Origin of the sequence: Planococcus sp. 107-1, from assembly GCF_021513255.1 — a bacterium.
Lineage (GTDB): Bacteria > Bacillota > Bacilli > Bacillales_A > Planococcaceae > Planococcus.
Genome location: NZ_CP090977.1, coordinates 1960627 through 1984343, shown reverse-complemented (window position 1 = coordinate 1984343; position 23717 = coordinate 1960627). Strand labels below are relative to the sequence as shown.

The following is a 23717-nucleotide window of genomic DNA, read 5'->3' as shown; positions in this document are numbered from 1 at the left end:
GAATTCGAATAAAATAGGAAGTGGATAGTTTGTGAAGGAGGGCTACTTATGTCTGAGGAAATGAATATGATGGAAAACAGTGATTTCCAAGTCGGAAGTCATGTAAAAGGTATAGTTGCTAAAATCGAAGAAAAAGCAGTAACCGTGACAATCGAAGGAGCACCTTTTGATGGGGTTATACCGATTAGCGAATTGTCGAGCCTCCACATTGAAAAAGCATCAGATTCAGTACAAGTAGGTGATGAACTGGAATTGGTCATCACAAAAGTCGAAGATGAGAACTTCGTATTGTCCAAGCGCAAAGTCGATGCCGAACAGGCGTGGGACGACTTGGAGAAAAAGTTCGAATCCGGCGAAATCATCGAATCGGAAGTGAAGGATGTCGTAAAAGGCGGATTGGTCGTGGATCTTGGCGTCCGCGGATTTGTGCCAGCTTCACTGGTTGAAGATTATTTCGTTGAGTCCTTCGAGGACTATAAAGGAAAAGTCATGACTTTTAAAATTGTTGAAATGGAGAAGGAAAATAACCGTTTGATCCTTTCCCACCGCGCGGTAGTAGAGTCTGAAAAGGAATCCCAAAAAGTTGAAGTGATGGAAACCATCCATGCTGGGGATGTACTGACTGGCAAAGTCCAGCGCATCGCTTCATTCGGCGCTTTTGTGGACATCGGAGGAGTAGATGGCCTTGTCCATATCTCTCAATTGTCGCACGAGCATGTCGAAAAAGTTTCTGATGTTGTAACAGAAGGCCAAGAAGTGCAAGTAAAAGTGCTTTCTGTTGACCGTGACTCAGAACGGATTTCATTATCAATTAAAGACACGCTTCCTGGACCGTGGGATTCGATTGAAGACAAAGCTCCGAAAGGTTCTGTCCATGACGGCAAAGTGAAGCGTCTGGTGAGTTATGGAGCATTCGTAGAAGTATTGCCAGGGGTAGAAGGCCTTGTCCATATTTCTCAAATTGCCCATAAGCACATCGGAACGCCGCATGAAGTGCTGTCTGAAGGCCAGGAAGTCCAAGTGAAAGTCCTTGATGTCAACAAAGAGGATAAACGCCTATCCCTTAGCATCAAGGAACTCCAGGAAAAAGAGCGGGAACAGGATTTTTCTAATTATGAAATGCCTGAAGAGTCAAGCGGATTTTCCATTAGCGATGTCATCGGCGATAAATTAAAAGGATTTAAATCTGAATAATATGTCGAGAGCAGAAAGAAAGATGGATCATATTCAATTTGCGCTGTCCACTGGCCAAAGCGATGAGACAATGTTCGAAGATATTCGCTTCGTCCATTCTGCGTTGCCTGGAATTGGCCTTTCGGATGTCAGCATTCATATGGAAACAGGTGATTTGGAATTCGAATCACCTGTTTTTATTAATGCCATGACGGGCGGAGGCGGCAGTGAAACGGCAAAATTAAACGGCATGCTTGCAAGAGCTGCAAAAGAAACAGGCCTTGCCATGGCGGTAGGCTCTCAAATGGCCGCCTTGAAAGATTCCAGCGAAAGAGCAAGCTACGAAATCGTCCGTAAGGAAAACCCGTCTGGTTTTATTATGGGCAATCTGGGAAGTGAAGCGAGCATTCAACAGGCGCAGGAAGCGATTGAAATGCTCGAGGCAAATGCACTTCAAATCCATTTGAATGTAATTCAGGAATTGACCATGCCAGAAGGTGATCGGGATTTTAAAGGTGCATTGGAACGTATCGGCCTAATCGCTGAATCCGTGGAAGTGCCGATCATCGTCAAAGAAACCGGATTTGGCATTTCTAAAGAAACAGCCGAATTATTGGCGGCAACACAAATTGCTGCTATTGATGTCAGCGGTTACGGCGGGACGAATTTCGCTTCGATAGAAAACGAGCGCAGGCAGCGGAAACTATCGTATTTTCAAGATTGGGGCGTTCCGACCGCAGCGGCGATTGTAGAAACGAAATCAGTCTTCGGGAAAACGGTGCTAGCTTCCGGCGGCATCCGGAATGCGCAAGAGATGATCAAGTCTTTTGCCCTAGGCGCTTCAGCAGCCGGCCTTGCGGGATCTTTTTTAAAGACAGCCTTCTATAAAGGGGAAGCAAGTTTAATAGAAGAAATTCAATTACTGCTGGAAGATCTTAAAATGATGATGACTGCATTGGGTGCAGAAAAAATGAGTGATCTTGAAAAATGTCCATTAATTATTTCGGGAGAACTTTATCATTACCTTGAAATTCGAGGATTGGATCCTAAATCTTTTGCAAGGCGCAAGAAAAACTGAATATTACACCTTTTAAGGTGATGGACATTTACAAGATGCCATCACCTTTTTCGTGTATAATAGGCATATCAGAAGTGGAAGGATGAACTAATTATGTCAAAACCGGTAGTAGCAATCGTTGGCCGGCCGAACGTCGGGAAATCGACAATCTTTAATCGGATTGTTGGAGAACGCGTTTCTATAGTGGAAGATATTCCAGGAGTAACACGTGACCGCATCTATAGTTCGGCAGATTGGCTGACACATGAATTCAATATCATCGATACAGGCGGAATCGACCTGCGGGACGAACCGTTCTTAGAACAGATCCGCCAGCAAGCGGAAATCGCAATGGATGAGGCAGATGTTATCATCTTCCTTGTAAACGGACGCGATGGCGTCACGGCTCAAGACGAGCAAGTAGCGAAAATTTTATACCGCACTAAAAAGCCAGTTATTTTGGCTGTCAATAAAATTGACAATCCGGACATGCGCCACATGATTTATGACTTCTATACGTTAGGGGCAGGCGAACCATTCCCGATTTCCGGTTCACATGGACTAGGGCTTGGAGATTTATTGGATGAAGTGGCTAAAAACTTCCCGAAAGAAGATGAAGAGGAATATCCAGAAAATGTGATTAAATTCTCTTTAATCGGACGTCCAAATGTCGGGAAATCTTCACTTGTCAACTCGTTTTTAGGAGAAGAAAGAGTAATTGTCAGCGAAGTCGCAGGGACTACACGTGATGCTATTGATACCCAGTATACGTATGAAGATCAGCCGTATGTGATCATTGATACAGCGGGCATGCGCAAAAAAGGGAAAGTTTACGAAACGACAGAGAAGTACAGCGTGCTTCGTGCACTTCGCGCAATCGAACGCTCTGATGTAGTTTTGGTCGTTTTAAACGCCGAAGAAGGCATCCAGGAGCAAGACAAGAAAATTGCCGGATATGCCCATGAAGCAGGGAAAGCAATTGTCATTATTGTCAATAAATGGGATGCAATTGAAAAAGACGAGAAAACGATGAATGTCATGACGCGTAAGATCCGTGAACATTTCTTATTCTTGGATTATGCTCCGATTATGTTTGTTTCCGCAATTAGCGGAAAACGCGTCCATAATATTTTGGAAGTTGTCAATAAAGTCAATGACAACCATTCACGCCGCATCCAGTCCAGCATATTGAATGAAGTTATCGAAGATGCAGTGGCAATGAACCCGGCACCATCTGATAAAGGCCGTCGTCTGCGCCTTTATTACGCGACGCAAGTGGCTATCCAGCCGCCGACATTTGTCGTGTTTGTCAACGAACCCGAATTGATGCACTTCAGTTATGAACGTTTCCTGCAAAACCGAATCCGTGAAAGTTTTGATTTCGAAGGAACTCCGCTCCGGCTGATTACGCGTGCTCGGACATAATTGTTTAAAGGTGGTGCGATAAGATGGAAAAAGTATCTGTATATGGTGCAGGAAGCTGGGGAACTGCATTAAGTTTTGTCCTTGCTCAAAATGGCCACGATGTTCTGCTTTGGACCCACCGTGCCGAGCAGGCTGATGAAATTAATAGGCATTCGAATGAGAAGTATCTGAAAGGGATCAAATTGCCTGACAGTCTAAAGGCGACAAGTGACTTGGCAGAAACCGTCCATCATTCGAAAGTTTTGGTCTTAGCAGTTCCTACGAAAGCAATCAGAGAGGTTTGCGCAAAGATAAAAGAAAACTTAACTGAAAAGGTTTTATTTGTCCATGTCTCTAAAGGCATTGAACCGGATTCGTTAAAACGCATCAGTGAAATGATTCGTGAAGAAATTCCGGCACAATGGGTTGAAGACGTAGTCGTTCTTTCAGGGCCAAGCCATGCAGAAGAAGTGGTGCTTGAACATCCGACGACTGTAACTGCCGCTTGTGAGAATACGGCTTCAGCTGAATTTGTGCAAGATCTCTTCATGAACCATTACTTCCGCGTTTATACGAATACGGATGTCATCGGTGTTGAAATTGGCGGTGCTTTGAAGAATATCATTGCCTTGGCTGTCGGGATTACAGATGGCTTAGGGTACGGCGATAATGCCAAAGCGGCTTTAATGACCCGTGGCCTTGCGGAAATTGCCCGTCTAGGAGTGAAGATGGGGGCTACGCCACTTACTTTCTCCGGACTATCCGGCGTCGGCGACCTGATCGTTACGTGCACCAGTCCGCATTCCCGGAACTGGCGCGGGCAATATGCTCGGCAAAGGCAAAACGATCGAAGAGGTTCTGGAAGAAATGGGAATGGTAGTAGAAGGCATTCGGACGACGAAAGCGGCATTTCAGCTAGCGAAAGCCTATGATGTTCCGATGCCGATTACTGCGGCTCTTTATGCCGTCCTGTTTGAAGAAGTATCAACCAATGAAGCTGCCGAAAAGCTAATGGGCAGAATGAAGAAGAATGAAATGGAAGATTTAATCAACCTGCTTTAACCGTAAAAAAGAGAAGAGCTGCAATATTGCGGACTCTTCTTTTTTGTTGCGGGGAAATTTAAGGGAGCTTGGGCATGTGGGAACAGGAAGGTTTTTCCGGACGTGAAATTGTCCCAGGCCCGTCAAATCTGCACAGGCACCTGTGCATTTCTTATGCTATACTATGGACTGAAACTGAACGAAAGGCGGGCAATTATGAGTTCTTTAGACAAGATGTGGGTCTCTTTTGCAGGAATTGCTTTTTTAATGATTTCCATGGGAATGATTTACTTGAGCAGATACAAGCTGAATAACGGCTTCTTAAAATTTATTTTCGCGTTGGTCGCATATATTTTGCTGATCTTAGGATTCTTTATTATGGTATTTATTATATTCAGCGGGCCGACAGGCGGCGCTTGAGGTGATAAAAATGAAAAAAGTTTCAATGCTTATCATGTTTACGGTTATTGCACTGCTTTTGAGTGGCTGCATGTTTCCTGAAAGCGAACGGGCTGAAAATCAGATCCCTTACGAGGAACAAGTTAATTCCGTACAAAATGCAGTCAAGCAGTATCAAGAGGAAAGCGGCGGATTATTGCCGATTAAGACAAGAGATATGGATGTGGACCAATACATCAAATATCCGATTGATTTTTCAAAGATTGTTCCGAAATATTTAGCTGAAATTCCTTCCAATGCTTTTGAGACTGGCGGAATCTTTCAGTATGTGTTGATGGACGTCGAAGAAAATCCGACGGTAAAATTGGTCGACCTTCAAGTGGCTGAAACCATTCGCTCCATCAATGTCCGAAAAAGCGCTAACGGCGGCCAAGCTCCAATCGCTGAAATCATCGCAGACAATGTTTACCGGTTAAACTATACGGCAATGGGATTCAGGGAAGAGCAAGTGGCAATAAGCCCTTATAGCGGCCGTAATCTGCCGCTGGTGATTACGGGCAGAGGCGATGTTTACGTTGATTACTCCATGGATTTGTATACAGAACTGCAGGAATACGAAGGAACGATTGAAGAGGGGCAGGACATCCGGTTTTTGTTATATGATGACAGCCCGATTGTCCCTGCTTATTCACTTCCGTACACTGTCAACGAAGAAATGGAACCGATCTTTAATAACGAGTAAATTATTGATTTAACAAGATTTCTGCTAAAAAAGAGCCGCATTTAGAATATTTTGTCAGTATTTTACTGTTTTATTGCTAAAGCGCTCTATTAGTTGTTGCTATGCGATTTTCGATATGATACTCTTTTTACAGGATTGATGGTTTGCATCCCCTTTGAGAGGAGGTGAATGGCATGAACAAAACAGAATTAGTGAACTCTGTTGCTGAAGCAGCTGAGCTTTCTCGTAAAGATGCTGCGAAAGCAGTTGACGCTGCATTTGAAGCGATTCAAGACGCTCTAACTAAAGGTGACAAAGTCCAATTGATTGGATTCGGTAACTTTGAAGTACGCGAACGCGCAGCCCGCAAAGGACGCAACCCGCAAACTGGTGCTGAGATCGAAATCGCAGCTAGCAAAGTACCTGCATTTAAACCAGGTAAAGCGCTTAAAGACGCAGTGAAATAATCTACAGTGCAGTACATAGAATGGCTTTTGTGTGATTTGTCACGCAAAAGCCATTCTTTTTTTAAGCATACATTTTTGCGAATCCCGAACGTATATGCTACGATTCATGTGAGAAAAGCGGAGAGAGCCGCTCAAGTTCAGCCATTTGGAATAGAACTGGATTAAAATCAAGAACATATGAGCCCCAATAACAGAATTAAAAACAACGAAGCTGCTAACGGGTAGACCGAATCCGTTTATACAGGAGGAAACAGAGTGATTGATTTAGATACGCAAAAAGTGGACTTAGATAAAATTGAAAAAGCGGTAACAATGATATTGGAGGCTGTGGGTGAAGACCCGGGCCGTGAAGGTTTGCTTGATACCCCGAAACGGGTTGCTAAAATGTATGCGGAAATCTTCTCAGGCTTGAAGGAAGACCCGAAGGAATATTTTAAGACGGTTTTCCATGAAGGGCATGAAGAGCTTGTATTAGTGAAAGACATTCCATTTTACTCGACTTGTGAGCATCATTTAGTTCCCTTCTTCGGTAAAGCGCATATCGCTTATATTCCTCGGGACGGAGTAGTGACGGGTCTAAGCAAATTAGCGAGGGCTGTGGAAACTGTAGCGAAACGCCCCCAGCTGCAAGAACGCATTACTTCAACCATTGCAGATTCTTTAATGGAGACGTTGAATCCACATGGCGTCTATGTAATGATTGAAGCAGAACATATGTGCATGACGATGAGAGGCATTAAAAAGCCTGGAGCGAAGACCGTAACGGCTGTGTCAAGAGGCATCTTCGAAACGGATGATGTTAAACGTGCTGAAGTTATGACTTATATTAATATGAATTGAAAATTACAGAAAAAGCAGGTGTGGAAATGGCTCAACCAGAATACATTGTGATCCGTGCGCAGGAAGACGGCGTAAACGTAATTGGATTGACGCGGAAACGATACAAAATTCCATCATACAGAAAAACTTGATAAAGGCGAAGTGATGATCGCCCAATTCACGGAACACACGTCAGCGATGAAAATTCGCGGAAAAGCGGAGATTCAAACTGCTCATGGCGTTATCGAAAGTGAAACGAAAAAATAGGGTCATTTGGGTGAAGGCAAGGCTTTGCCTGTGATATAATAGTCTAGTATGGCTAAATCATGAATGGAGCAAGCAGTATGAATGAACAACAAATACATTCGAAAATTACTTCCCTGGAAATCGAAGTCCTTAAAGCTGTAAAACAGCGGACGCTCGAAAAGTACACGGAAGGTCCATCCGTCGAGCGGGGAGCGTTTGTTTTTCTTGCTGCTGCCATCTTTAGACGGAAAGCAATGGTCTGCAGACATAGAACAGACGGCTAAAACCGTATCTATCGTCTACGCGGCGTTGCATGCCCATGACCAAGTGAAAGAAGATATTCTGGCTTCGAAAAAACAGCAGCTGACGGTTTTGGCTGGTGATTTCTATAGCGGAATTTATTACCAGATGCTTTCTAATATGGAGAACTTAACAATGATTAAGCACTTGGCTTCGGCAATCATTAGTGTGAGCGAAAGAAAGGCTTCTTTTTACGACGAAGTGGTGCGCCCGATTAAACTGGTCGATGAGCAAATCCAAAAAAATGAAATTGAACTGATTGAAACGTTCTACAAATTTTATGGCTATCAAGAATATACGAAGTTGGCAAAAGCAATGCTTAGTTACGTCAGATATGAAGAGGAATTAAAATGTTTGAAAGAAGGCGGGCAAAGCCGCATTCTTCAAGTGTTAAACAAATCTCTCCAGTATTCTGTGGACACAGAGACATGGCTTTTGGAGAAATTGGACGTTCTGCATGATCAAGTGATTGAAACTATGCGAGACGCTAAATTTGATTATGAATTGAAGAATTTCATGCTCCATAAAATAACCCCGCACCAGCATAGAGCTGAGCAGCTAACCCGAGAAGGATGACTGATATGCAAAAAACAAAAGAACAGAAAGTCCACGAAGTTTTTGAGAAAATTTCCGATAATTATGACCACATGAATTCTGTCATCAGTTTTCAACAACATAGCAAATGGCGCAAAGATACGATGCAAAAGCTTCAAGTGCCAAGAGGCGCATCTGTAATTGATGTCTGCTGCGGTACTGGAGATTGGACGATTGCACATGCAGAAGCGACCGGCGAACAAGGCCATGTAGTGGGACTGGATTTCAGCCAGAACATGTTGAATGTAGGAATCGAAAAAACTAAGCACCTCCCTCAAGTGAAAATGATTCAGGGCAATGCGATGTCTTTGCCTTTCCCTGATAATTCATTTGATTTTGCCACGATCGGTTTTGGTTTGCGGAATGTACCGGATTATCGCCAAGTCCTTTCTGAAATGCACCGTGTGCTCAAGCCGGGTGGAGTAATCGCTTGCCTTGAAACTTCCCAGCCGAATAATTTATTGTTCAAACCGGTTTTTAGATTCTACTTCAGATTCATCATGCCGGTATTCGGTAAATTATTTGCAAAGAGCTATAAAGAGTATTCTTGGCTGCAGGAATCGGCTAAAGATTTCCCGGGCATGAAACCATTGGCGAAATTATTTACCCAGGTGGGATTTGTTAAAGTGAAGTATAAGCCTTATACAGGAGGAGCTGCAGCTCTTCATTTAGGCATGAAAAAAGTAAATTAGCGGGAGAAGGTTATTTAGTGGAAAAGGTGAAGTTGAAATTGCTCTATTCCGATATTAAACCGGAATTGGATATGATCGAAAAAGAATTAGAACAGGCAGTGGATTCCGAATCTCCCTTACTAAATGATGCTTCTCTTCATCTATTACAGGCTGGAGGAAAACGAATCCGACCTGTTTTTGTTTTGCTTGCCGGCAAATTTGGAAATTACAATATTGATGTGATGAAGCGCGTCGCTGTACCTTTAGAGCTGATTCATATGGCTTCATTGGTGCACGATGACGTAATTGATGATTCTGAGCTTAGAAGAGGCAAACCGACAGTAAAAGCAGAGTGGAATAATAGTGTCGCGATGTATACGGGAGATTTCATCTTAGCTCGGGCATTGGAATATATTACAGAAATTGAAGATCCAAAACTCCACCAAATCTTGTCGAAGACAATGATTGAAGTATGCCGAGGCGAAATCATCCAAATTGAAGACAAGTTCAAATTAGATCAGAATTTGCGTGATTACTTGCGCCGAATCAAACGGAAGACGGCTTTGCTCATTTCCTCCAGCTGTGAACTCGGTGCCTTGGTTTCTGGAGCGGATTTAAAAACGGTTGCCCATTTGAGAAGGTTTGGTTATTTTATCGGCATGTCGTTTCAGATTATTGATGATATTTTGGACTTCACTTCTTCGGATGAAGAATTGGGGAAACCAGCCGGGAGCGATTTTATGCAAGGCAATATGACCTTGCCGGTTTTATGTGCGCGTAAAGATCTAGAGACCTACGAGCTATTGAAGAAAAATCTTCAAAAGGAAATGTCTGATGAAGAGAGGCTGAATATTGTCAGAACGATTCGCAACAGCCCCGCAATTGAAGAAGCAAAGAAAATCAGCGAGAAGTATTTAGAAAAAGCATTGGAAGAATTATCTTATTTGCCGAAAAGCTCAGCCAGCAAAACGATGCGCAAAATCGCTTTCTTCATTGGCAAGAGAAAGTTTTAGAACACAGTTGACAAATAGGTTCAAACTGATAGTATTTTTTAAGGTGGGCAAAAATGCCTGAGCTTTTAATAGAGGAGTGTTCATAATGGAAAAAACTTTCTTGATGGTTAAACCAGACGGAGTACAACGCAATGTAATCGGTGAAATCGTAGCACGTTTTGAGAAAAAAGGTTATCACTTGGTTGGCGCTAAATTGATGCAGATCCCAACTGAATTGGCTGAACAGCATTACGGTGAACATAAAGAGCGTCCGTTCTTCGGCGAATTAGTTGACTTCATCACTTCAGGCCCTGTATTTGCAATGGTATGGGAAGGCGAAAACGTTATTTTGACTGCACGTCAAATGATGGGCGCTACAAACCCTAAAGATGCAGCTCCAGGAACAATCCGTGGAGATTTCGCTGTAACTGTAGGCAAAAACATGATTCACGGTTCGGACTCTGCTGAGAGCGCTGAGCGTGAAATTGGCTTGTTCTTCAAAGAAGAAGAATTAGTAACTTATGAAAAGACAATGAACAACTGGGTTAACTAATCCAGCTTTTAAAAAAGCGGCGTATGCTGCTTTTTTTTTTGCTCATTTTTGTTTTTGCCTAATAATTTTTGGACAGTTTAGTTTTATCTAAATTTAAGATAGAATTGAGGAAATGCAATATGTTATAGTGGTACATAAATACTTTAGTGCGTTGAAGGGAGAAAGTGCAGATGCGTTATTTAACAGCAGGAGAATCACATGGGCCACAGCTTACAGCTATTATTGAGGGGTTGCCGGCACAAATGCCTTTAACGGCAGAAATGATTAACAAAGAGCTTAAAAGGCGACAAGGCGGCCATGGCCGCGGTAGACGCATGCAGATTGAGAAGGACACAGTGGAAATCGTATCAGGGGTGCGCCACGGGAAAACGCTGGGTTCTCCAGTCGCTTTAGTCGTTAAGAATGATGACTGGAAGCACTGGACGAATATCATGGGAATCGAACCGATTGATGAAAACGATGAAGTGAAGCGCCAAATTTCACGTCCGCGTCCTGGACACGCAGATCTTAATGGAGGCATGAAATACGGCCATCGGGACCTTCGGAACGTTCTAGAACGCTCTTCTGCACGGGAAACCACGGTTCGTGTAGCTGTTGGTGCGGTAGCCAAACAATTGCTATCACAATTAGGAGTAGAGATTGTTTCCCATGTAACGGAAATTGGCGGCATAAAAACAAATCCGGAAAGCTATATCGGGAAATCAGCTGCAGAAATCCGGGAAATCGTTGAAAACGATGCGGTTTACTGTGCAGACCCATCTGTTACGAAACAAATGACTGATTTAATAGATGAAACGAAAAAGAATGGCGATTCGATAGGCGGCACTGTGGAGGTTATCGTTGAAGGAATGCCGCCTGGAATCGGCAGCTACGTCCATTATGACCGGAAGCTGGATGCAAAAATCGCAGCGTCGGTTATGAGCATCAATGCATTTAAAGGCGTGGAATTCGGCCTTGGGTTTGAAATGGCGAGAAAACCAGGCAGCCAAGTGCATGATGAAATCCTTTGGTCAGAAGAACAGGGCTATACGCGCAGAACGAATAACTTAGGCGGTTTTGAAGGCGGTATGACGACGGGTATGCCTATTATCGTCAGAGGCGTCATGAAGCCGATTCCGACTTTGTACAAACCGCTTCAGAGCATTGATATTGAAACGAAAGAACCTTTCCAGGCAAGCATCGAACGTTCAGATAGCTGTGCAGTGCCAGCTGCATCGATTGTGGCTGAACATGTAGTCGCATGGGAAGCTGCTAATGCGCTATTAGAGCAATTTGATGCCGACCAGCTTCCAAGGCTCAAAGAAAACGTGCAGAATTACTTAGATTATACAAAGGGGTTCTGATTATGCCGACCATTCGAGTAGAAGCAGGACGGCCTTATAGCGTACATATTGGATCGGATGTTTTTGGGTTATTGAATTCCGAATACCGTGAACTGCTTGGATCAGCTGACCGTATTATCGTAGTTGCGGATGAAAAAGTTGCTTCACTTCATTTAGACCAATTATTGCCCTATCTGGAATCTTATAAAGTGGATGTCTTTAAAGTGCCTGCGGGAGAACAGGCAAAGTCAATTGACGTTTTCATGGACTGCCATAGCTTTCTGTTAGCAAAGGGCTGTTCTAGAAAAACTTTGATCCTTGCTTTTGGCGGAGGCGCGACAGGTGACCTGTCAGGTTTTGTTGCATCGACTTTTATGCGCGGGATCCCTTATATCCAACTGCCAACGACTATTTTGGCTCATGACAGCGCAGTTGGCGGGAAGACGGCGATCAACCATGCTTTAGGAAAAAATATGATTGGCACTTTTTATCAGCCTGAGACGGTTCTGTATAATGTCCAGTTGTTAAAAACTTTACCGGACCACGAATGGCGGTCGGGTATGGCCGAAGTCATCAAACATGCTTTTATTTCAAATGGGCAATGGTTGGATGAGTTACTGGCTGTAGAGTCTTTCAAAGATTTAACCGAACAGCAATTAATAGAGCATCTTGAAAAAGGGATTGCGGTCAAAGCCGCTATTGTAGAAGAAGATGAGTTTGAAAATGGCATGAGAAAGTTTTTGAATTTTGGGCACACCTTGGCACACGCCTTAGAAGCTCATCTTGGATACGGAAAAATCACACACGGGGAAGCGGTCGTGCTAGGCATGGCCTATGCTCTCCACCTATCAGGCAGCGATAAGTCCACTGTGTTTTTGGAGTGGGGGTTCCGGCATGGCTATCCCTTTGAGAAGATAGTGGGAATTTCGTTTGAAGACGTGCTGCCTTATATGAAAAAAGACAAAAAGTCATCGGATGGAAACTTGAATTTTGTCATGCTTCACCAAATCGCACAGCCACAAATGGAGAAAATCGATGAGCAATTTGCTGCAAAAAGTTATGAAGAACTACGTTTAAAGATTGGAGAGATGACGAAATGATTCGTGGAATTCGAGGAGCCATCACGGTTTCAGCAGATAAGCCTGAGGAAATTTTAATGGAAACAAAAAAACTTGTCACAGAGATGGCCAAGGAAAACCGAATCGATCCGGATGCTGTAGCATCGGTCATTATTTCAACAACTACTGACATCTCCTCCGCTTTTCCCGCAAAAGCTGTACGGACGCTTGAAAATTGGACCTATGTCCCAGTAATGTGCACGCATGAGATGGATGTTCCCGGAAGTTTGCCATTATGCATCCGTGTCATGATGCACGTGAATACAGAAGTCGCTCAAAATGAAATCCAGCATATTTACTTGAATGATGCGATTAAGCTTAGACCTGATCTAGTGAAGAAAAGCCGGGTGGAAGCAAAATGAACACTCATGTCCTAATCATCGGCCTTGGATTGATTGGCGGGTCGTTGGCAAAGGCCCTTCAACGCCATCCAGAAGTGCATATTTCCGGATACGATGCGGATGCTCTGACAGCTCGAAAAGCTTACAAGATGGGAATCATACATAGTTCTCCACCGTCTGTTGAAATTGCAGCCAAAGAAGCGGATGTGATCATTTTTGCGACGCCGGTGGCGACAACCTTGAAATTGATGGAGCAAAGCAAATACTGGGATTTGAAAAATGGCGTTATCTTAACGGATACCGGCAGCACGAAAAAAACGATCATGGAAGCTGCAAAAAATCTTGATCGCATCTTTATCGGTGGGCATCCTATGGCGGGATCCCATAAAAGCGGAGTGGAAGCAGCTAAGGAAATGCTATTCGAAAATGCATTTTATGTGCTGACGCCGAACGAAGGGGCTTCAACGGAAAGCATTGCGTTTTTGAAAGAACTCCTTTCAGTCACGAAAGCGAAAATTGAAGTTCTGGCTGCAAAAGACCATGATCATATGACGGCGATTGTCAGCCACTTCCCTCATTTGATTGCTGCCTCGCTAGTTCACCAATTGGCGAAAGAAGAAGAATATCCTTTTACTCGTCAACTAGCTGCAGGCGGATTCCGCGACATTACGAGAATCGCTTCGTCGAATCCGGAAATGTGGCGGGATATCACAACTCAAAATAATGCGATGATTGTACAGCAAATGGATAATTGGATGGCGGAAATGGCTGAGCTTCGGGAGTTGTTGGTCGAAAATGAAGAAACCGCCATTCAACATTATTTCCAAGAAGCAAAATCAGTCCGCGACGAATTGCCGATTGCAGGGCATGGGGCATTGTACAGTGCATATGATTTGTATATCGACATTCCGGATATTCCCGGTATCCTTTCCGAAATTACGGGTTATTTAGCTGAAGAGCAAATCAGCATTGTTAATTTGCGGATCATCGAAACCCGTGAAGATGTCTTCGGTATCCTCGTCATCAGTTTCCAGACCCCGGAAGATCGGGAAAAGGCTCGGATTTGTTTTAATAGAAGAACTTCTTATGATTCTTATATTTCGTAAAAGGGGGCGGCATTGTGGCATTAACTTTAACTTTTTCAAAACCGTCATTAAAAGGTGAAATTCAAGTACCAGGCGATAAATCGATCTCCCATCGTGCTATCATGTTCGGATCGATTGCAGAAGGCACGACAACAGTCGAAGGATTTTTGCTCGGGGAAGATTGTTTAAGCACCATCAGTTGCTTCCGGAAGATGGGTGTGGAAATTGAACTGGACGGAAAATCCGTCAGTATTAAAAGCGGAGGTGAGGCCTCTTGGAAAGAGCCTGCCGAAGTGCTGGATACCGGGAATTCGGGAACCACGACGCGGTTAATGTTAGGGCTTCTTGCCAGCTCATCTTTCCATTCAGTTGTAGCAGGGGATGAATCGATTGCAAAACGGCCAATGAAGCGGATCATCAACCCGCTGCGCGAGATGGGGGCGGATATAAGAGGCCGCCAAGATGGCCAATTTACACCTTTAGCCATTCAAGGAACCCAGTTAAAAGCGATCGAATATACCTTGCCTGTAGCAAGTGCCCAAGTCAAATCTGCTATTTTGCTTGCAGCACTGAAAGCAGAAGGCAAGACGGTCGTCGTAGAACCGATGCCGACACGTGATCATACAGAAATCATGCTGGAGCATTTCGGAGCAAGCATCAACCGAACAGCAGACGGCCGCATCGAAATCGAAGGCGGGCAAAAGCTGACGGCTGCACATGTTGAAGTACCGGGTGATATTTCTTCAGCCGCATTTATGATCGGAGCCGCATTAATCACGGAAAAGAGTACAGTGAAATTGACGAATGTAGGAATAAATCCGACGCGTACAGGAATTCTCGATGTGATTGAGCAAATGGGTGCCGACTTTGACGTCAAAGAACTTGAAACGGCTGGTGAACCAGCTGCTGATTTAACGATCCGTTCATCCCAATTGAAAGGGATTGAAATCGGCGGCGATTTGATTCCCCGTCTGATCGATGAAATTCCATTGATTGCCTTGATTGCAACACAAGCTGAAGGGCGGACGGTCATCAAAGATGCTGAAGAACTTCGGGTAAAAGAAACGGACCGTATTTCAGCGGTTGTGGCAGAATTATCCAAAATGGGTGCAGATATTACCGCTACGAAAGACGGCATGATCATTAACGGGCCGAGTAAATTGCACGGAGCGCATATGAAGTCATATGGAGATCACCGCCTCGGCATGATGGCCGCTGTAGCCGCATTGATAGCGGATGGGGAAGTGAAAATTGACGACCCGGATTGCATCGCTGTGTCGTTTCCAAATTTTGTCGAAGAGATGAATTCTCTACTCCAATAACTCTCCTTAGGGGGAGTTTTTTATTATGATTCGAACAAACTTTCGTGTAGGATGGAAGTATGAAACTGAAAAGAATAGGTGATTGAATGGCGAGTATAGAAGATATTCAAAAAGCGGTGGAACTGGGAGACCCCGATTCCGTCAATAATTTACTGGAGGCTTATCTGCTCAGCGGAGATCCCGATGAACAATATGGATTGGCCGAATGGCTGGCGGAAATCGGCTACGTAGAAGAAGCGATAAAAGTGCTGGAGCATCTTCAGTACATTTTCCCTGAAGAAGGGCAGCTTAAGATTGATCGCGCCAATCTCCTGATCGAAATCGACAGGGAAGATGAAGCGCTGAATAGTTTGATGGAAGTTTCAAAAGAAGATGAATTGTATCCACAAGCTCTTGTAACGCTTGCCGATCTATTCCAATTGCAGGGGTTGCTTGAAGCGGCAGAAAGCCGGCTAAACGAAGCAATCGACTTGCTGCCGGAGGAGCCTTTGCTTATGCAGGCGAAAGCGGAATTATTGCTGGATTCAGGAAGGTACCTTGAATCAGCTAAGATTTATCAGGATTTAAAAGATCAGGACATTGTGATAGAAGGCATCGATCTGTCTGAAAGGCTGGCTGAAGTATACAGCGCTGGAGCTGCATACGAAGAAGCGCTGCCCAATTATGAAGCAGCTTTGAAACAGCAAGTACAGCCGGATGTCTTGTACCGTGCTGCTTTCGCTGCGTTTCAGACGAAACAATACGAACTGGCCGTGCGCCAGCTGAATGAACTGCTGGAAATTGATCCGGATTATTTCTCTGCCTATCTGCTCCGGGCGCAGAGCTATAATTTGGCCGAAGATTATGAAGCGGCTTACAAGGCGAGTCTGGAAGGGATAGCCCGGGATGAGTTTGGCAAAGAACTTTATTTATTCGCCGGAAAATTAGCCATGAAGCTTGGTCATACAGAAGATGGTGTGAAGTATTTGCGTGAAGCCATTGCGTTGGACCCGGAATACATGGAAGCCATTTATACGCTGATTTCATACTTCCACGCGGAAGAATTGGATGAGGATGTATTGGAGCTGGCGGAAAATGTCATTGCCAACGAAGATGATTGGGCCGGACTCTACCCAATGCTCGCTGAATCTTATGAACGGATGGAACAATTCAATCAAGCAACGGTATATTATGAAAAAGCCTATCCTGCTTTTCAAGATGATCCGAACTTCCTTGAAAAATTCGCGCGCTTTTTAATTGAAGAAGGGAAAAGGGAGCGGGCTCTCGAAATCATTAAAGAGCTGCAGGTTCTGGAACCTGAAAACCCTGAATGGTTTGACTGGCAGCAGTCATTCGAATGAAAGGAGGTTGGCCAATGACCGCATATATCTCTGTTGGGGAGAAAAAGCAATTCGTCAAGTGGTTTTTGCAATCCTATAAGATGAAGAGAAGGGAATGCATATGGATTCTTAATTACATGCTTAGCAATGAAGAGCTTCTGGAAAAAACACATTTCGTGGAAGAAGCACATTATTGTCCCCGAGCTATGGTGATGTCTTCTACAGAATCCGATGAAATTCCTTTCCGTTTCTATAAGGGCAATCTGATGACGGCGGATGCTGAGAAATCTTTTCATGATTTGCGGCTAAATCCAGATGACGATCTGTATGTGCAATTAAACTTTCCTAACCGTCCACCTTCGCCTCTTTATATATCGGTGCTTGAGGAAAATCCGTACATGCCGAAGAACGCGTCGATTACGGACCAAGACCGCCTAATAGCGGAAAAAGTGCTTGAAGAAAGCATGTCCACATTCCAGGAGGAGAAAATTCTCCAGCAAATTGATGAAGCATTGGATTCGAATGACCGGGAACGTTTTTTTGAATTGTCTGCTTTGCTTCATTCTGTCAAGACTTTAAAGAAAATGGAGAGTGAATGAGCTTTATGCATTTTACAGGTAAAGATATGGATCAATACGTACAGCAAAAAGAGTATGTCGATACTGCTGTTGTGCCTTTGGTTCAGTTGGACCTTAGCCCAGGCGGATTAAAGCCTAGCGCTAGCGCCTCCGACTATTTGCAATCATTGACCAATCTATTAGAAAAACAATTTAAAGGACGTGTGCTGCTTTTTCCGCCGCTTTCCTACAGCAAAACTTCAGACCGATGCCGGCTTGCTGCGGAGATTTCCGCTGAAATAAACCACACAGAATTTAAACATGTATTTTATGTCACAACTGACCCGGAATGGCGAGCCATTGAAACTGCGCCAAATGTCATCTGGCTTCCAGCCATTCCGACGGAAAACATGGATCAATCTTTCAAGCTATCGGTCATGGAAGACCAACTGCGCCAGGTATTGCCTGTTTTCTTAAAAGAATGGTCGAAGCCTTCATGAAATGTTCACAAACTGTCATATTCGCTTCATTGCGATATTGACCTTAACATTTGATTGATATATCATTAGGTTGTCCTAGTAATTATATTTGAAATGAGTATGTCCATTGGACTGACCTTGAATGTTAGAGGGGGGATAAGGATGAGTAATAATCGTGTATCACGACGTCAATTTTTGGGCTATACGTTAACAGGTGTTGGCGGATTTATGGCGGCAGGTATGCTAATGCCAATGGTTCGTTTTGCAGTTGACCCAATTCTCCAACAGCACGATGCTGGAGATTTCATATTGACTGACACAGCAGTAGCTGATTTATCAGAAGAACCTGTACGCGTCGACTTCGCTTATGAACAAGTAGATGCATGGTATACATCTGAAGTAACTAGTTCAGCGTGGGTGTACAAAGAGGGAGATAAAATCGTTGCCCTTTCACCAGTCTGCAAACACTTAGGATGCACAGTAAACTGGGCAGCCGACCCGGAACACCCGACCCAATTCTTCTGCCCGTGCCACGCAGGGCGCTATGAGAAAAATGGTCAAAACGTCGCTGGAACACCGCCACTTGGGCCGCTCGATGAATTCGAAGTTGAAGACAGAGATGGTTTTGTGGCTCTAGGGGCAGTAAAAGCGAACACAATAGTTTAATAGTTAGGGGGTACGACACCAGTGCTAAACAAGTTATATGATTGGGTTGATGAGCGATTGGATATTACGCCTATCTGGCGCGATATCGCTGACCATGAAGTACCGGAACATGTTAACCCCGCACACCACTTTTCAGCATTCGTTTACTGTTTCGGAGGACTTACGTTCTTCATCACAGTAATTCAGATTCTATCTGGTATGTTCTTGACAATGTATTACGTACCTGATATTGAAAATGCTTGGCAGTCGGTTTATTATCTTCAAAACGAAGTCGCTTTTGGAGAAATTGTGCGTGGGATGCACCACTGGGGAGCTTCTCTTGTAGTTGTAATGATTTTCCTACATACACTACGAGTATTCTTTACGGGTTCTTACAAAAAACCGCGTGAATTGAACTGGATCGTCGGCGTAATGCTATTTGCCGTTATCCTTGGTTTAAGTTTCACTGGTTACTTGCTTCCATGGGATATGAAAGCATTGTTCGCAACAAAAGTTGGTATTGAAATTGCCGCTTCTGTACCGGTTATCGGTGAGTCAATCAAAATTTTGCTTGCTGGGGATTCAACAATCCTTGGTGCTCAAACATTGACACGATTCTTCGCGATCCATGTATTCTTCTTGCCAGCTGCTTTGCTTGGGTTGCTTGCAGCGCATTTTATCATGATCAGAAGACAAGGTATTTCTGGCCCGCTATAAGACTAGCGGCCACAAGGATTTATTTAAGGAGGGGACACTATGCATCGCGGAAAAGGGATGAAATTCGTTGGGGACTCCCGTGTTAAAGGCTTACAGCATCGTATGCCGAACGTTCCCAAAGATTACTCCGAATATCCTGGCAAAACAGAAGCTTTCTGGCCAAACTTCCTTTTGAAAGAATGGATGATTGGTGCTGTCTTCTTAATTGGTTATTTGCTATTGACTGTCGCACACCCGTCACCTCTTGAAGGCCAAGCGGATCCGACAGATACAGGCTATATTCCATTGCCAGACTGGTATTTCTTATTCTTATACCAATTATTAAAGTATGAATTTGCATCTGGTCCATTCAACATCGTCGGTGCCATCATTATGCCAGGTCTTGCATTTGGTGCGTTGGCTCTTGCGCCGTTCTTGGATCCAGGTCCAGAAAGACGCCCTTCAAAACGTCCGCTTCCAACAGGATTTATGCTTCTTGCAGTGGCTTCAATCGTTTTCCTTACTTGGGAATCTGTTGCGAACCATGACTGGGAAGCTGCTGAAGCACAAGGACAAATCGTGGAAGAAGTGGAAATCGATACAGCCGACCCGGGGTATGAAATTTACTCAGGCGCCGCTTGCATCAGTTGCCATGGCGATAATTTAGAAGGTGCAGTTGGACCGGCTCTTACTGCTACTGGCCTTTCAGCTGAAGAAATTGCTGAAATCGCTGTAAACGGTATTGAAGTAGATGGAGAACAAAAAATGCCGCCGTCTTGGGATGGTTCAGAAGAAGACCTTAAAGTCATGACTGAATTCATCGCTGGACTTGGCGGAGAAGAATAATAGCGAAAAAGAGCCGGGAAACCGGCTCTTTTTTTCTATCTGAAGGGGTGAGCCAGTTGATATCGTTTATGCAAAAAATTTCTGCATGGCTGATGTTCCGGCCATTTTTGTTCTTAGTATTTCTGATTAACTTAGGCGGGACTGTCTATGGCTTCATTTGGTATAAATGGCAATTGGACATCACCGAGCCCAAATTCCTTATTTTCGTGCCAGACAGTCCAACCGCGAGTATGTTCTTTACCATTGTCTTAGGGCTTTGGCTCATGGGCAAAAGGAATGGCTTGATCGAGGCTTTAGCGGTAGTCACATTGATTAAATATGGTTTGTGGGCAGTTGTGATGAATCTGCTTACACTGGTTGAAACCGGTTCGATCGGCTGGATGGGATGGATGCTGATCGGTTCGCATTTTGCTATGGCACTTCAAGCTGTATTGTATATTGACCATTATCGCTTCGGCTGGATTTCCGCTTCGCTCGCTGCCATTTGGACATTGCATAACGATGTCATTGATTATGTCTTTGGCCAGATGCCCATTTATCGCAGTTTAGATGCCTATAGTGCCCAGATTGGCTACTTCACTTTCTGGCTTTCGATTGCATGCATCGCCTTTGCATTTTTCGTTGTGAACCTCAATAAACCTCGCGCCGTATCAGTTGACCATAGCTGACCAATCCTTGTAAAATAAGGAGAGAGGAATAAAAGAGAGGTGTGATAATTAGATGGGTTTTATCGTCTATTTTATAATTTTGCTGATTATTCCAATGTGGGCACAGTTTAAATTAAAACGGACCTACGGTAAATATTCAAAAATACGGTCAACTTCCGGGATTACTGGGGCACAAGTTGCACGAACTATATTAGACCGCAACGGATTAACGGATGTACAAGTAATTGAAAGCCGCGGAATGTTAAGTGACCATTATAATCCACTCACAAAAGTTGTTGCGTTAAGCAGCCATAACTATCACGACGCTTCTGTAGCGGGTACAGCAGTTGCTGCGCACGAAGTGGGTCACGCGATCCAAGATGCTGAAGATTATTCATTCTTGAGATTGCGCCATCGTTTAGTTCCGATTGTAAATATTTCGTCGAATATGTCATGGGTCTTCATCATGATCGGTTTGTTTACTTATTGGAGCGGGGGTTTGCTGATCGGAATCATCTTGTTGGCAGCTGGGGTATTATTCCAATTGATTACGTTGCCGGTAGAATTCAACGCATCTAGCCGGGCGATGGACCAGCTATTGGAGCATAATATCATCCGCAACGACGAGGAACGCCATGCGAAGAAAGTATTGAGTGCCGCTGCCATGACCTATGTCGCAGCCACTGCAGTAGCTGTATTGGAACTTGCACGGTTATTGCTTATTTACACAAATATGAACAGATCTTAATAGAAAAAGCCGGCCCGAGAATGGGCCGGCTTTTTCTATGTTCAGCCAATTGGCTGTTTTTGTTCATCCAGCGTGAATCCTTCACCCATGACGTCATGGACTTCCGTCAAGGAAACAAATGCATGGGGGTCGACGCTGTTGATAATATTCTTAAGCCGGACAATTTCGTTTTTAGCTACAACACAATAGAGCACTTCCCGCTCTTCTTTTGTGAAGTGGCCATAGCCGCGGAGAATGGTGATGCCTCGATCCATTTCATTCGCAATGCGCATGGCGATTTCTTCTTGGGAATTTGAAATGATCATGGCCCCACGTCCGGAATAAGCGCCTTCCTGTACAAAGTCGATGACGCGTGCCCCGACAAAAACGGCGACTAAGGTATACATCATCGTCCGGTTATCGAGGAACGTCAAGCGTGAAAGGACGATAACACAGGCATCGAATAGAAACATCGTTTTTCCCATGCTCCAGCCGCTGTATTTCTGCACCAAACGGGCAATGATATCCACTCCGCCCGTAGTCCCGCCGTAGCGGAAAATGATGCCAAGGCCGACACCGACAAACACTCCGGCAAATAAAGTAGCCAAGAACAGATCATTATGCAAATCGATTTGGATTTCGTAGACCAAAAAGATTTTTAAGAACACCGAAACCGCAACCGTGCCGATGATCGTATAAAGGAAAACCTTCCTTCCAAGAAGTTTCCAACCGATGAAGAATAAAGGGATGTTTAATAATAAGTTCATCAACGCAGGGTCCCAATTAAAAAGGAAAAATAAAATCAAGGTAATTCCGGCAAATCCTCCTTCGCCCAATTCATTCTGGATATTGAAATGGACAAAACCGAAACTATAAATAGCTGCACCAAGCAAAATGAAGAATATATTCTTCAACTGTAAACCTTTCATGACACCGAACCAACTCCTTTTGGAAAAACTCAACTTCTGTATTATCGTTTATTATTCTGATTTTGACAACAACTCTAGTTTTCTTTACGATGAGATGAGGAGTGTGATGATATGAGCGGAGATAAATCAATGAGACAATTGCAGCAAGATGTGGATAATTATATTGGACAATTCAAAGAAGGGTATTTCACCCCGATGGAAATGATGGCACGGATGACAGAAGAGCTTGGAGAGTTGTCACGCGAAGTCATGCATCAATTCGGCCCGAAGAAAAAGAAATCCTCCGAACAAAAGAATTCCATTGAAGAAGAAATGGGCGATGTTCTATTTGTCCTGATCTGCATGGCGAATTCAATGGATATCGATTTGGCAAAAGCCCATGACGGTGTCATGGAGAAATTCAATACACGGGATAAAGACCGTTGGACCAGAAAGGAAGAAAACTAATGGCAATTCGAGTAGCAATAGCAGGTGCCCGGGGGAAAATGGGCCAAGAAGCTGTACATACGGTCATGAAAAATGAAAACATGGAATTGGTAGCTGTTTTGGATTACAAAGAAATCGGCGCAAGTTTAGCGGATACTTCATTATTTCCGGATACTTATCAAGTTCCTGTTTATATGGATTTGAAAAAATTGCATACGGAAACGAAACCGGATGTCTTAGTGGATTTGACTTCACCCGAATCCGTCTATGAACATACGAAAATGGCGCTGCAGTCGAATATTCGTCCAGTGGTCGGGACTACCGGTTTCTCAGATGAGGAATTGGACGAACTCACCCAATTAGCGAGGGATTCGAAAATTGGCTGCATTATCGCGCCGAACTTTGCAGTGGGGGCTGTTCTGATGATGAAATTTGCGGAACAGGCTGCTAAGTATTTGCCGGACATCGAAATTATCGAAATGCATCACGATCAAAAATTAGATGCCCCTTCAGGTACAGCGATGAAGACAGCGCATTTGATTTCCGATCAGCGTCCGGTTCATGGACAAGGGCATCCGAAAGAAAAAGAGACTTTAAGAGGCGCTCGCGGAGCGGATTATGACGGCATGCGGATTCACAGCGTCCGGTTGCCGGGCTTAGTTGCCCATCAGCAAGTTTTGCTTGGAGGAGACGGCCAATTGCTGACAATCAGGCACGACTCTTTTAATCGCGGCTCATTTATGTCTGGCGTTGTCCTTTCAATTGAAACGGTGATGGAAAAAGAAGAATTGATCTACGGATTGGAACATATCATTTAAAAG

General features: G+C 44.1%; 28 protein-coding genes and 2 pseudogenes. 29 read left to right on the top strand and 1 reads right to left on the bottom strand.

Annotation, left to right across the window (positions count from 1 at the left end):
- Positions 1 to 48 precede the first annotated feature (48 nt).
- The 27 genes and pseudogenes from rpsA (at position 49) to L0M13_RS10395 (ending at position 21562) form a co-directional block, all read left to right on the top strand.
- A complete protein-coding gene (gene rpsA, locus L0M13_RS10525) occupies positions 49 to 1194 on the top strand; it encodes a 30S ribosomal protein S1 (protein WP_052651387.1) in 1146 nt (381 codons plus the stop codon).
- A gap of 22 nt (positions 1195 to 1216) precedes the next feature.
- Positions 1217 to 2251, top strand: a complete 1035-nt coding sequence (gene fni, locus L0M13_RS10520; protein WP_311195555.1) for a type 2 isopentenyl-diphosphate Delta-isomerase — start codon at positions 1217 to 1219, stop codon at positions 2249 to 2251.
- Between the two features lie 93 nt (positions 2252 to 2344).
- A complete protein-coding gene (gene der / locus L0M13_RS10515) occupies positions 2345 to 3655 on the top strand; it encodes a ribosome biogenesis GTPase Der (RefSeq protein WP_235196463.1) in 1311 nt (436 codons plus the stop codon).
- Positions 3656 to 3678: 23 nt separating this feature from the next.
- A pseudogene (locus L0M13_RS10510) lies at positions 3679 to 4696 on the top strand (NAD(P)H-dependent glycerol-3-phosphate dehydrogenase).
- Positions 4697 to 4891: 195 nt separating this feature from the next.
- Complete coding sequence (locus tag L0M13_RS10505; protein ID WP_235196461.1) at positions 4892 to 5095, top strand: DUF2768 domain-containing protein; 204 nt, start codon at positions 4892 to 4894, stop codon at positions 5093 to 5095.
- Between the two features lie 10 nt (positions 5096 to 5105).
- Positions 5106 to 5816 carry a hypothetical protein gene (locus tag L0M13_RS10500; protein ID WP_235196459.1) on the top strand — a complete coding sequence of 237 codons (711 nt, stop codon included), beginning with the start codon at positions 5106 to 5108 and terminating at the stop codon, positions 5814 to 5816.
- Positions 5817 to 5989: 173 nt separating this feature from the next.
- Complete coding sequence (locus L0M13_RS10495; RefSeq protein ID WP_052651392.1) at positions 5990 to 6262, top strand: HU family DNA-binding protein; 273 nt, start codon at positions 5990 to 5992, stop codon at positions 6260 to 6262.
- Between the two features lie 255 nt (positions 6263 to 6517).
- Entirely contained in the window at positions 6518 to 7102 is a 585-nt protein-coding gene (gene folE / locus L0M13_RS10490) for a GTP cyclohydrolase I FolE (protein ID WP_260107308.1), read from the top strand.
- Between the two features lie 26 nt (positions 7103 to 7128).
- Positions 7129 to 7276: pseudogene (gene mtrB / locus L0M13_RS10485) on the top strand (trp RNA-binding attenuation protein MtrB); the annotation flags it as partial.
- Between the two features lie 149 nt (positions 7277 to 7425).
- A complete protein-coding gene (locus L0M13_RS10480; RefSeq protein WP_235196457.1) occupies positions 7426 to 7611 on the top strand; it encodes a hypothetical protein in 186 nt (61 codons plus the stop codon).
- Positions 7553 to 8203, top strand: coding sequence for a heptaprenyl diphosphate synthase component 1 (locus tag L0M13_RS10475; RefSeq protein WP_235196455.1), 651 nt, complete (start codon positions 7553 to 7555; stop codon positions 8201 to 8203). Before L0M13_RS10480 ends, L0M13_RS10475 begins: the two co-directional genes overlap by 59 nt.
- A 5-nt stretch (positions 8204 to 8208) precedes the next feature.
- The gene (locus L0M13_RS10470) at positions 8209 to 8913 is read left to right on the top strand and encodes a demethylmenaquinone methyltransferase (RefSeq protein ID WP_235196454.1); all 705 of its coding nucleotides are present in this window, start codon (positions 8209 to 8211) and stop codon (positions 8911 to 8913) included.
- 17 nt (positions 8914 to 8930) lie between these two features.
- Positions 8931 to 9905: a heptaprenyl diphosphate synthase component II gene (gene hepT, locus L0M13_RS10465; RefSeq protein ID WP_235196453.1), complete on the top strand. Its 975-nt coding sequence runs from the start codon at positions 8931 to 8933 to the stop codon at positions 9903 to 9905.
- 85 nt (positions 9906 to 9990) lie between these two features.
- Positions 9991 to 10437 (top strand): nucleoside-diphosphate kinase, encoded by a 447-nt coding sequence (ndk, locus tag L0M13_RS10460; protein ID WP_052651396.1) that lies wholly within the window; start codon positions 9991 to 9993, stop codon positions 10435 to 10437.
- Between the two features lie 170 nt (positions 10438 to 10607).
- Positions 10608 to 11780 (top strand): chorismate synthase, encoded by a 1173-nt coding sequence (gene aroC, locus L0M13_RS10455; RefSeq protein ID WP_235196451.1) that lies wholly within the window; start codon positions 10608 to 10610, stop codon positions 11778 to 11780.
- A 2-nt stretch (positions 11781 to 11782) separates the two neighbouring features.
- Positions 11783 to 12859, top strand: a complete 1077-nt coding sequence (aroB, locus tag L0M13_RS10450; RefSeq protein WP_235196450.1) for a 3-dehydroquinate synthase — start codon at positions 11783 to 11785, stop codon at positions 12857 to 12859.
- The gene (gene aroH / locus L0M13_RS10445; protein ID WP_235196448.1) at positions 12856 to 13239 is read left to right on the top strand and encodes a chorismate mutase; all 384 of its coding nucleotides are present in this window, start codon (positions 12856 to 12858) and stop codon (positions 13237 to 13239) included. Before aroB ends, aroH begins: the two co-directional genes overlap by 4 nt.
- Complete coding sequence (locus L0M13_RS10440) at positions 13236 to 14324, top strand: prephenate dehydrogenase (RefSeq protein WP_235196447.1); 1089 nt, start codon at positions 13236 to 13238, stop codon at positions 14322 to 14324. The genes aroH and L0M13_RS10440 overlap by 4 nt, the downstream gene beginning before the upstream one ends.
- Before the next feature lie 14 nt (positions 14325 to 14338).
- Positions 14339 to 15625 carry a 3-phosphoshikimate 1-carboxyvinyltransferase gene (gene aroA, locus L0M13_RS10435; protein ID WP_235196446.1) on the top strand — a complete coding sequence of 429 codons (1287 nt, stop codon included), beginning with the start codon at positions 14339 to 14341 and terminating at the stop codon, positions 15623 to 15625.
- Positions 15626 to 15711: 86 nt separating this feature from the next.
- The gene (locus L0M13_RS10430) at positions 15712 to 16965 is read left to right on the top strand and encodes a tetratricopeptide repeat protein (protein ID WP_235196443.1); all 1254 of its coding nucleotides are present in this window, start codon (positions 15712 to 15714) and stop codon (positions 16963 to 16965) included.
- A 14-nt stretch (positions 16966 to 16979) separates the two neighbouring features.
- Complete coding sequence (locus L0M13_RS10425; RefSeq protein ID WP_235196442.1) at positions 16980 to 17543, top strand: ReoY family proteolytic degradation factor; 564 nt, start codon at positions 16980 to 16982, stop codon at positions 17541 to 17543.
- Entirely contained in the window at positions 17540 to 18001 is a 462-nt protein-coding gene (locus L0M13_RS10420) for a DUF2487 family protein (RefSeq protein WP_235196441.1), read from the top strand. Before L0M13_RS10425 ends, L0M13_RS10420 begins: the two co-directional genes overlap by 4 nt.
- 141 nt (positions 18002 to 18142) lie before the next feature.
- Positions 18143 to 18646 (top strand): QcrA and Rieske domain-containing protein, encoded by a 504-nt coding sequence (locus tag L0M13_RS10415; protein ID WP_235196440.1) that lies wholly within the window; start codon positions 18143 to 18145, stop codon positions 18644 to 18646.
- Positions 18647 to 18667: 21 nt separating this feature from the next.
- Positions 18668 to 19342: a menaquinol-cytochrome c reductase cytochrome b subunit gene (gene qcrB / locus L0M13_RS10410; protein WP_235196439.1), complete on the top strand. Its 675-nt coding sequence runs from the start codon at positions 18668 to 18670 to the stop codon at positions 19340 to 19342.
- Positions 19343 to 19381: 39 nt separating this feature from the next.
- Entirely contained in the window at positions 19382 to 20167 is a 786-nt protein-coding gene (locus L0M13_RS10405; RefSeq protein WP_235196437.1) for a menaquinol-cytochrome c reductase cytochrome b/c subunit, read from the top strand.
- A gap of 56 nt (positions 20168 to 20223) precedes the next feature.
- Positions 20224 to 20835, top strand: coding sequence for a lipoprotein heptaprenylglyceryl N-acetyltransferase LhaT (locus L0M13_RS10400; RefSeq protein ID WP_397443479.1), 612 nt, complete (start codon positions 20224 to 20226; stop codon positions 20833 to 20835).
- Between the two features lie 52 nt (positions 20836 to 20887).
- The gene (locus L0M13_RS10395) at positions 20888 to 21562 is read left to right on the top strand and encodes a zinc metallopeptidase (protein ID WP_235196435.1); all 675 of its coding nucleotides are present in this window, start codon (positions 20888 to 20890) and stop codon (positions 21560 to 21562) included.
- Positions 21563 to 21603: 41 nt separating this feature from the next.
- Here the strand turns inward: L0M13_RS10395 and L0M13_RS10390 are convergent, their stop codons facing one another.
- The gene (locus L0M13_RS10390) at positions 21604 to 22470 is read right to left on the bottom strand and encodes a YitT family protein (RefSeq protein ID WP_235196434.1); all 867 of its coding nucleotides are present in this window, start codon (positions 22468 to 22470) and stop codon (positions 21604 to 21606) included.
- A 111-nt stretch (positions 22471 to 22581) separates the two neighbouring features.
- On the opposite strand from L0M13_RS10390, the gene L0M13_RS10385 reads away from it, so the two are divergent.
- The gene (locus L0M13_RS10385) at positions 22582 to 22917 is read left to right on the top strand and encodes a nucleotide pyrophosphohydrolase (RefSeq protein ID WP_235196432.1); all 336 of its coding nucleotides are present in this window, start codon (positions 22582 to 22584) and stop codon (positions 22915 to 22917) included.
- Positions 22917 to 23714: a 4-hydroxy-tetrahydrodipicolinate reductase gene (gene dapB / locus L0M13_RS10380; RefSeq protein ID WP_235196430.1), complete on the top strand. Its 798-nt coding sequence runs from the start codon at positions 22917 to 22919 to the stop codon at positions 23712 to 23714. Before L0M13_RS10385 ends, dapB begins: the two co-directional genes overlap by 1 nt.
- The last annotated feature ends 3 nt before the right edge of the window (positions 23715 to 23717 follow it).

Excerpts from the sequence above, each read along its gene's own strand:
- aroB (WP_235196450.1), top strand. The coding sequence starts at position 11,783 with ATGCCGACCATTCGAGTAGAAGCAGGACGGCCTTATAGCGTACATATT.
- dapB (WP_235196430.1), top strand. The coding sequence starts at position 22,917 with ATGGCAATTCGAGTAGCAATAGCAGGTGCCCGGGGGAAAATGGGCCAA.
- L0M13_RS10405 (WP_235196437.1), top strand. The coding sequence starts at position 19,382 with ATGCATCGCGGAAAAGGGATGAAATTCGTTGGGGACTCCCGTGTTAAA.
- rpsA (WP_052651387.1), top strand. The coding sequence starts at position 49 with ATGTCTGAGGAAATGAATATGATGGAAAACAGTGATTTCCAAGTCGGA.
- L0M13_RS10430 (WP_235196443.1), top strand. The coding sequence starts at position 15,712 with ATGGCGAGTATAGAAGATATTCAAAAAGCGGTGGAACTGGGAGACCCC.
- L0M13_RS10415 (WP_235196440.1), top strand. The coding sequence starts at position 18,143 with ATGAGTAATAATCGTGTATCACGACGTCAATTTTTGGGCTATACGTTA.
- L0M13_RS10440 (WP_235196447.1), top strand. The coding sequence starts at position 13,236 with ATGAACACTCATGTCCTAATCATCGGCCTTGGATTGATTGGCGGGTCG.
- L0M13_RS10385 (WP_235196432.1), top strand. The coding sequence starts at position 22,582 with ATGAGCGGAGATAAATCAATGAGACAATTGCAGCAAGATGTGGATAAT.
- ndk (WP_052651396.1), top strand. The coding sequence starts at position 9,991 with ATGGAAAAAACTTTCTTGATGGTTAAACCAGACGGAGTACAACGCAAT.
- L0M13_RS10420 (WP_235196441.1), top strand. The coding sequence starts at position 17,540 with ATGAGCTTTATGCATTTTACAGGTAAAGATATGGATCAATACGTACAG.
- L0M13_RS10495 (WP_052651392.1), top strand. The coding sequence starts at position 5,990 with ATGAACAAAACAGAATTAGTGAACTCTGTTGCTGAAGCAGCTGAGCTT.
- der (WP_235196463.1), top strand. The coding sequence starts at position 2,345 with ATGTCAAAACCGGTAGTAGCAATCGTTGGCCGGCCGAACGTCGGGAAA.
- L0M13_RS10390 (WP_235196434.1), bottom strand. The coding sequence starts at position 22,470 with ATGAAAGGTTTACAGTTGAAGAATATATTCTTCATTTTGCTTGGTGCA.
- L0M13_RS10425 (WP_235196442.1), top strand. The coding sequence starts at position 16,980 with ATGACCGCATATATCTCTGTTGGGGAGAAAAAGCAATTCGTCAAGTGG.
- aroH (WP_235196448.1), top strand. The coding sequence starts at position 12,856 with ATGATTCGTGGAATTCGAGGAGCCATCACGGTTTCAGCAGATAAGCCT.
- L0M13_RS10505 (WP_235196461.1), top strand. The coding sequence starts at position 4,892 with ATGAGTTCTTTAGACAAGATGTGGGTCTCTTTTGCAGGAATTGCTTTT.
- L0M13_RS10480 (WP_235196457.1), top strand. The coding sequence starts at position 7,426 with ATGAATGAACAACAAATACATTCGAAAATTACTTCCCTGGAAATCGAA.
- aroC (WP_235196451.1), top strand. The coding sequence starts at position 10,608 with ATGCGTTATTTAACAGCAGGAGAATCACATGGGCCACAGCTTACAGCT.
- L0M13_RS10395 (WP_235196435.1), top strand. The coding sequence starts at position 20,888 with ATGGGTTTTATCGTCTATTTTATAATTTTGCTGATTATTCCAATGTGG.
- L0M13_RS10500 (WP_235196459.1), top strand. The coding sequence starts at position 5,106 with ATGAAAAAAGTTTCAATGCTTATCATGTTTACGGTTATTGCACTGCTT.
- L0M13_RS10470 (WP_235196454.1), top strand. The coding sequence starts at position 8,209 with ATGCAAAAAACAAAAGAACAGAAAGTCCACGAAGTTTTTGAGAAAATT.
- fni (WP_311195555.1), top strand. The coding sequence starts at position 1,217 with ATGGATCATATTCAATTTGCGCTGTCCACTGGCCAAAGCGATGAGACA.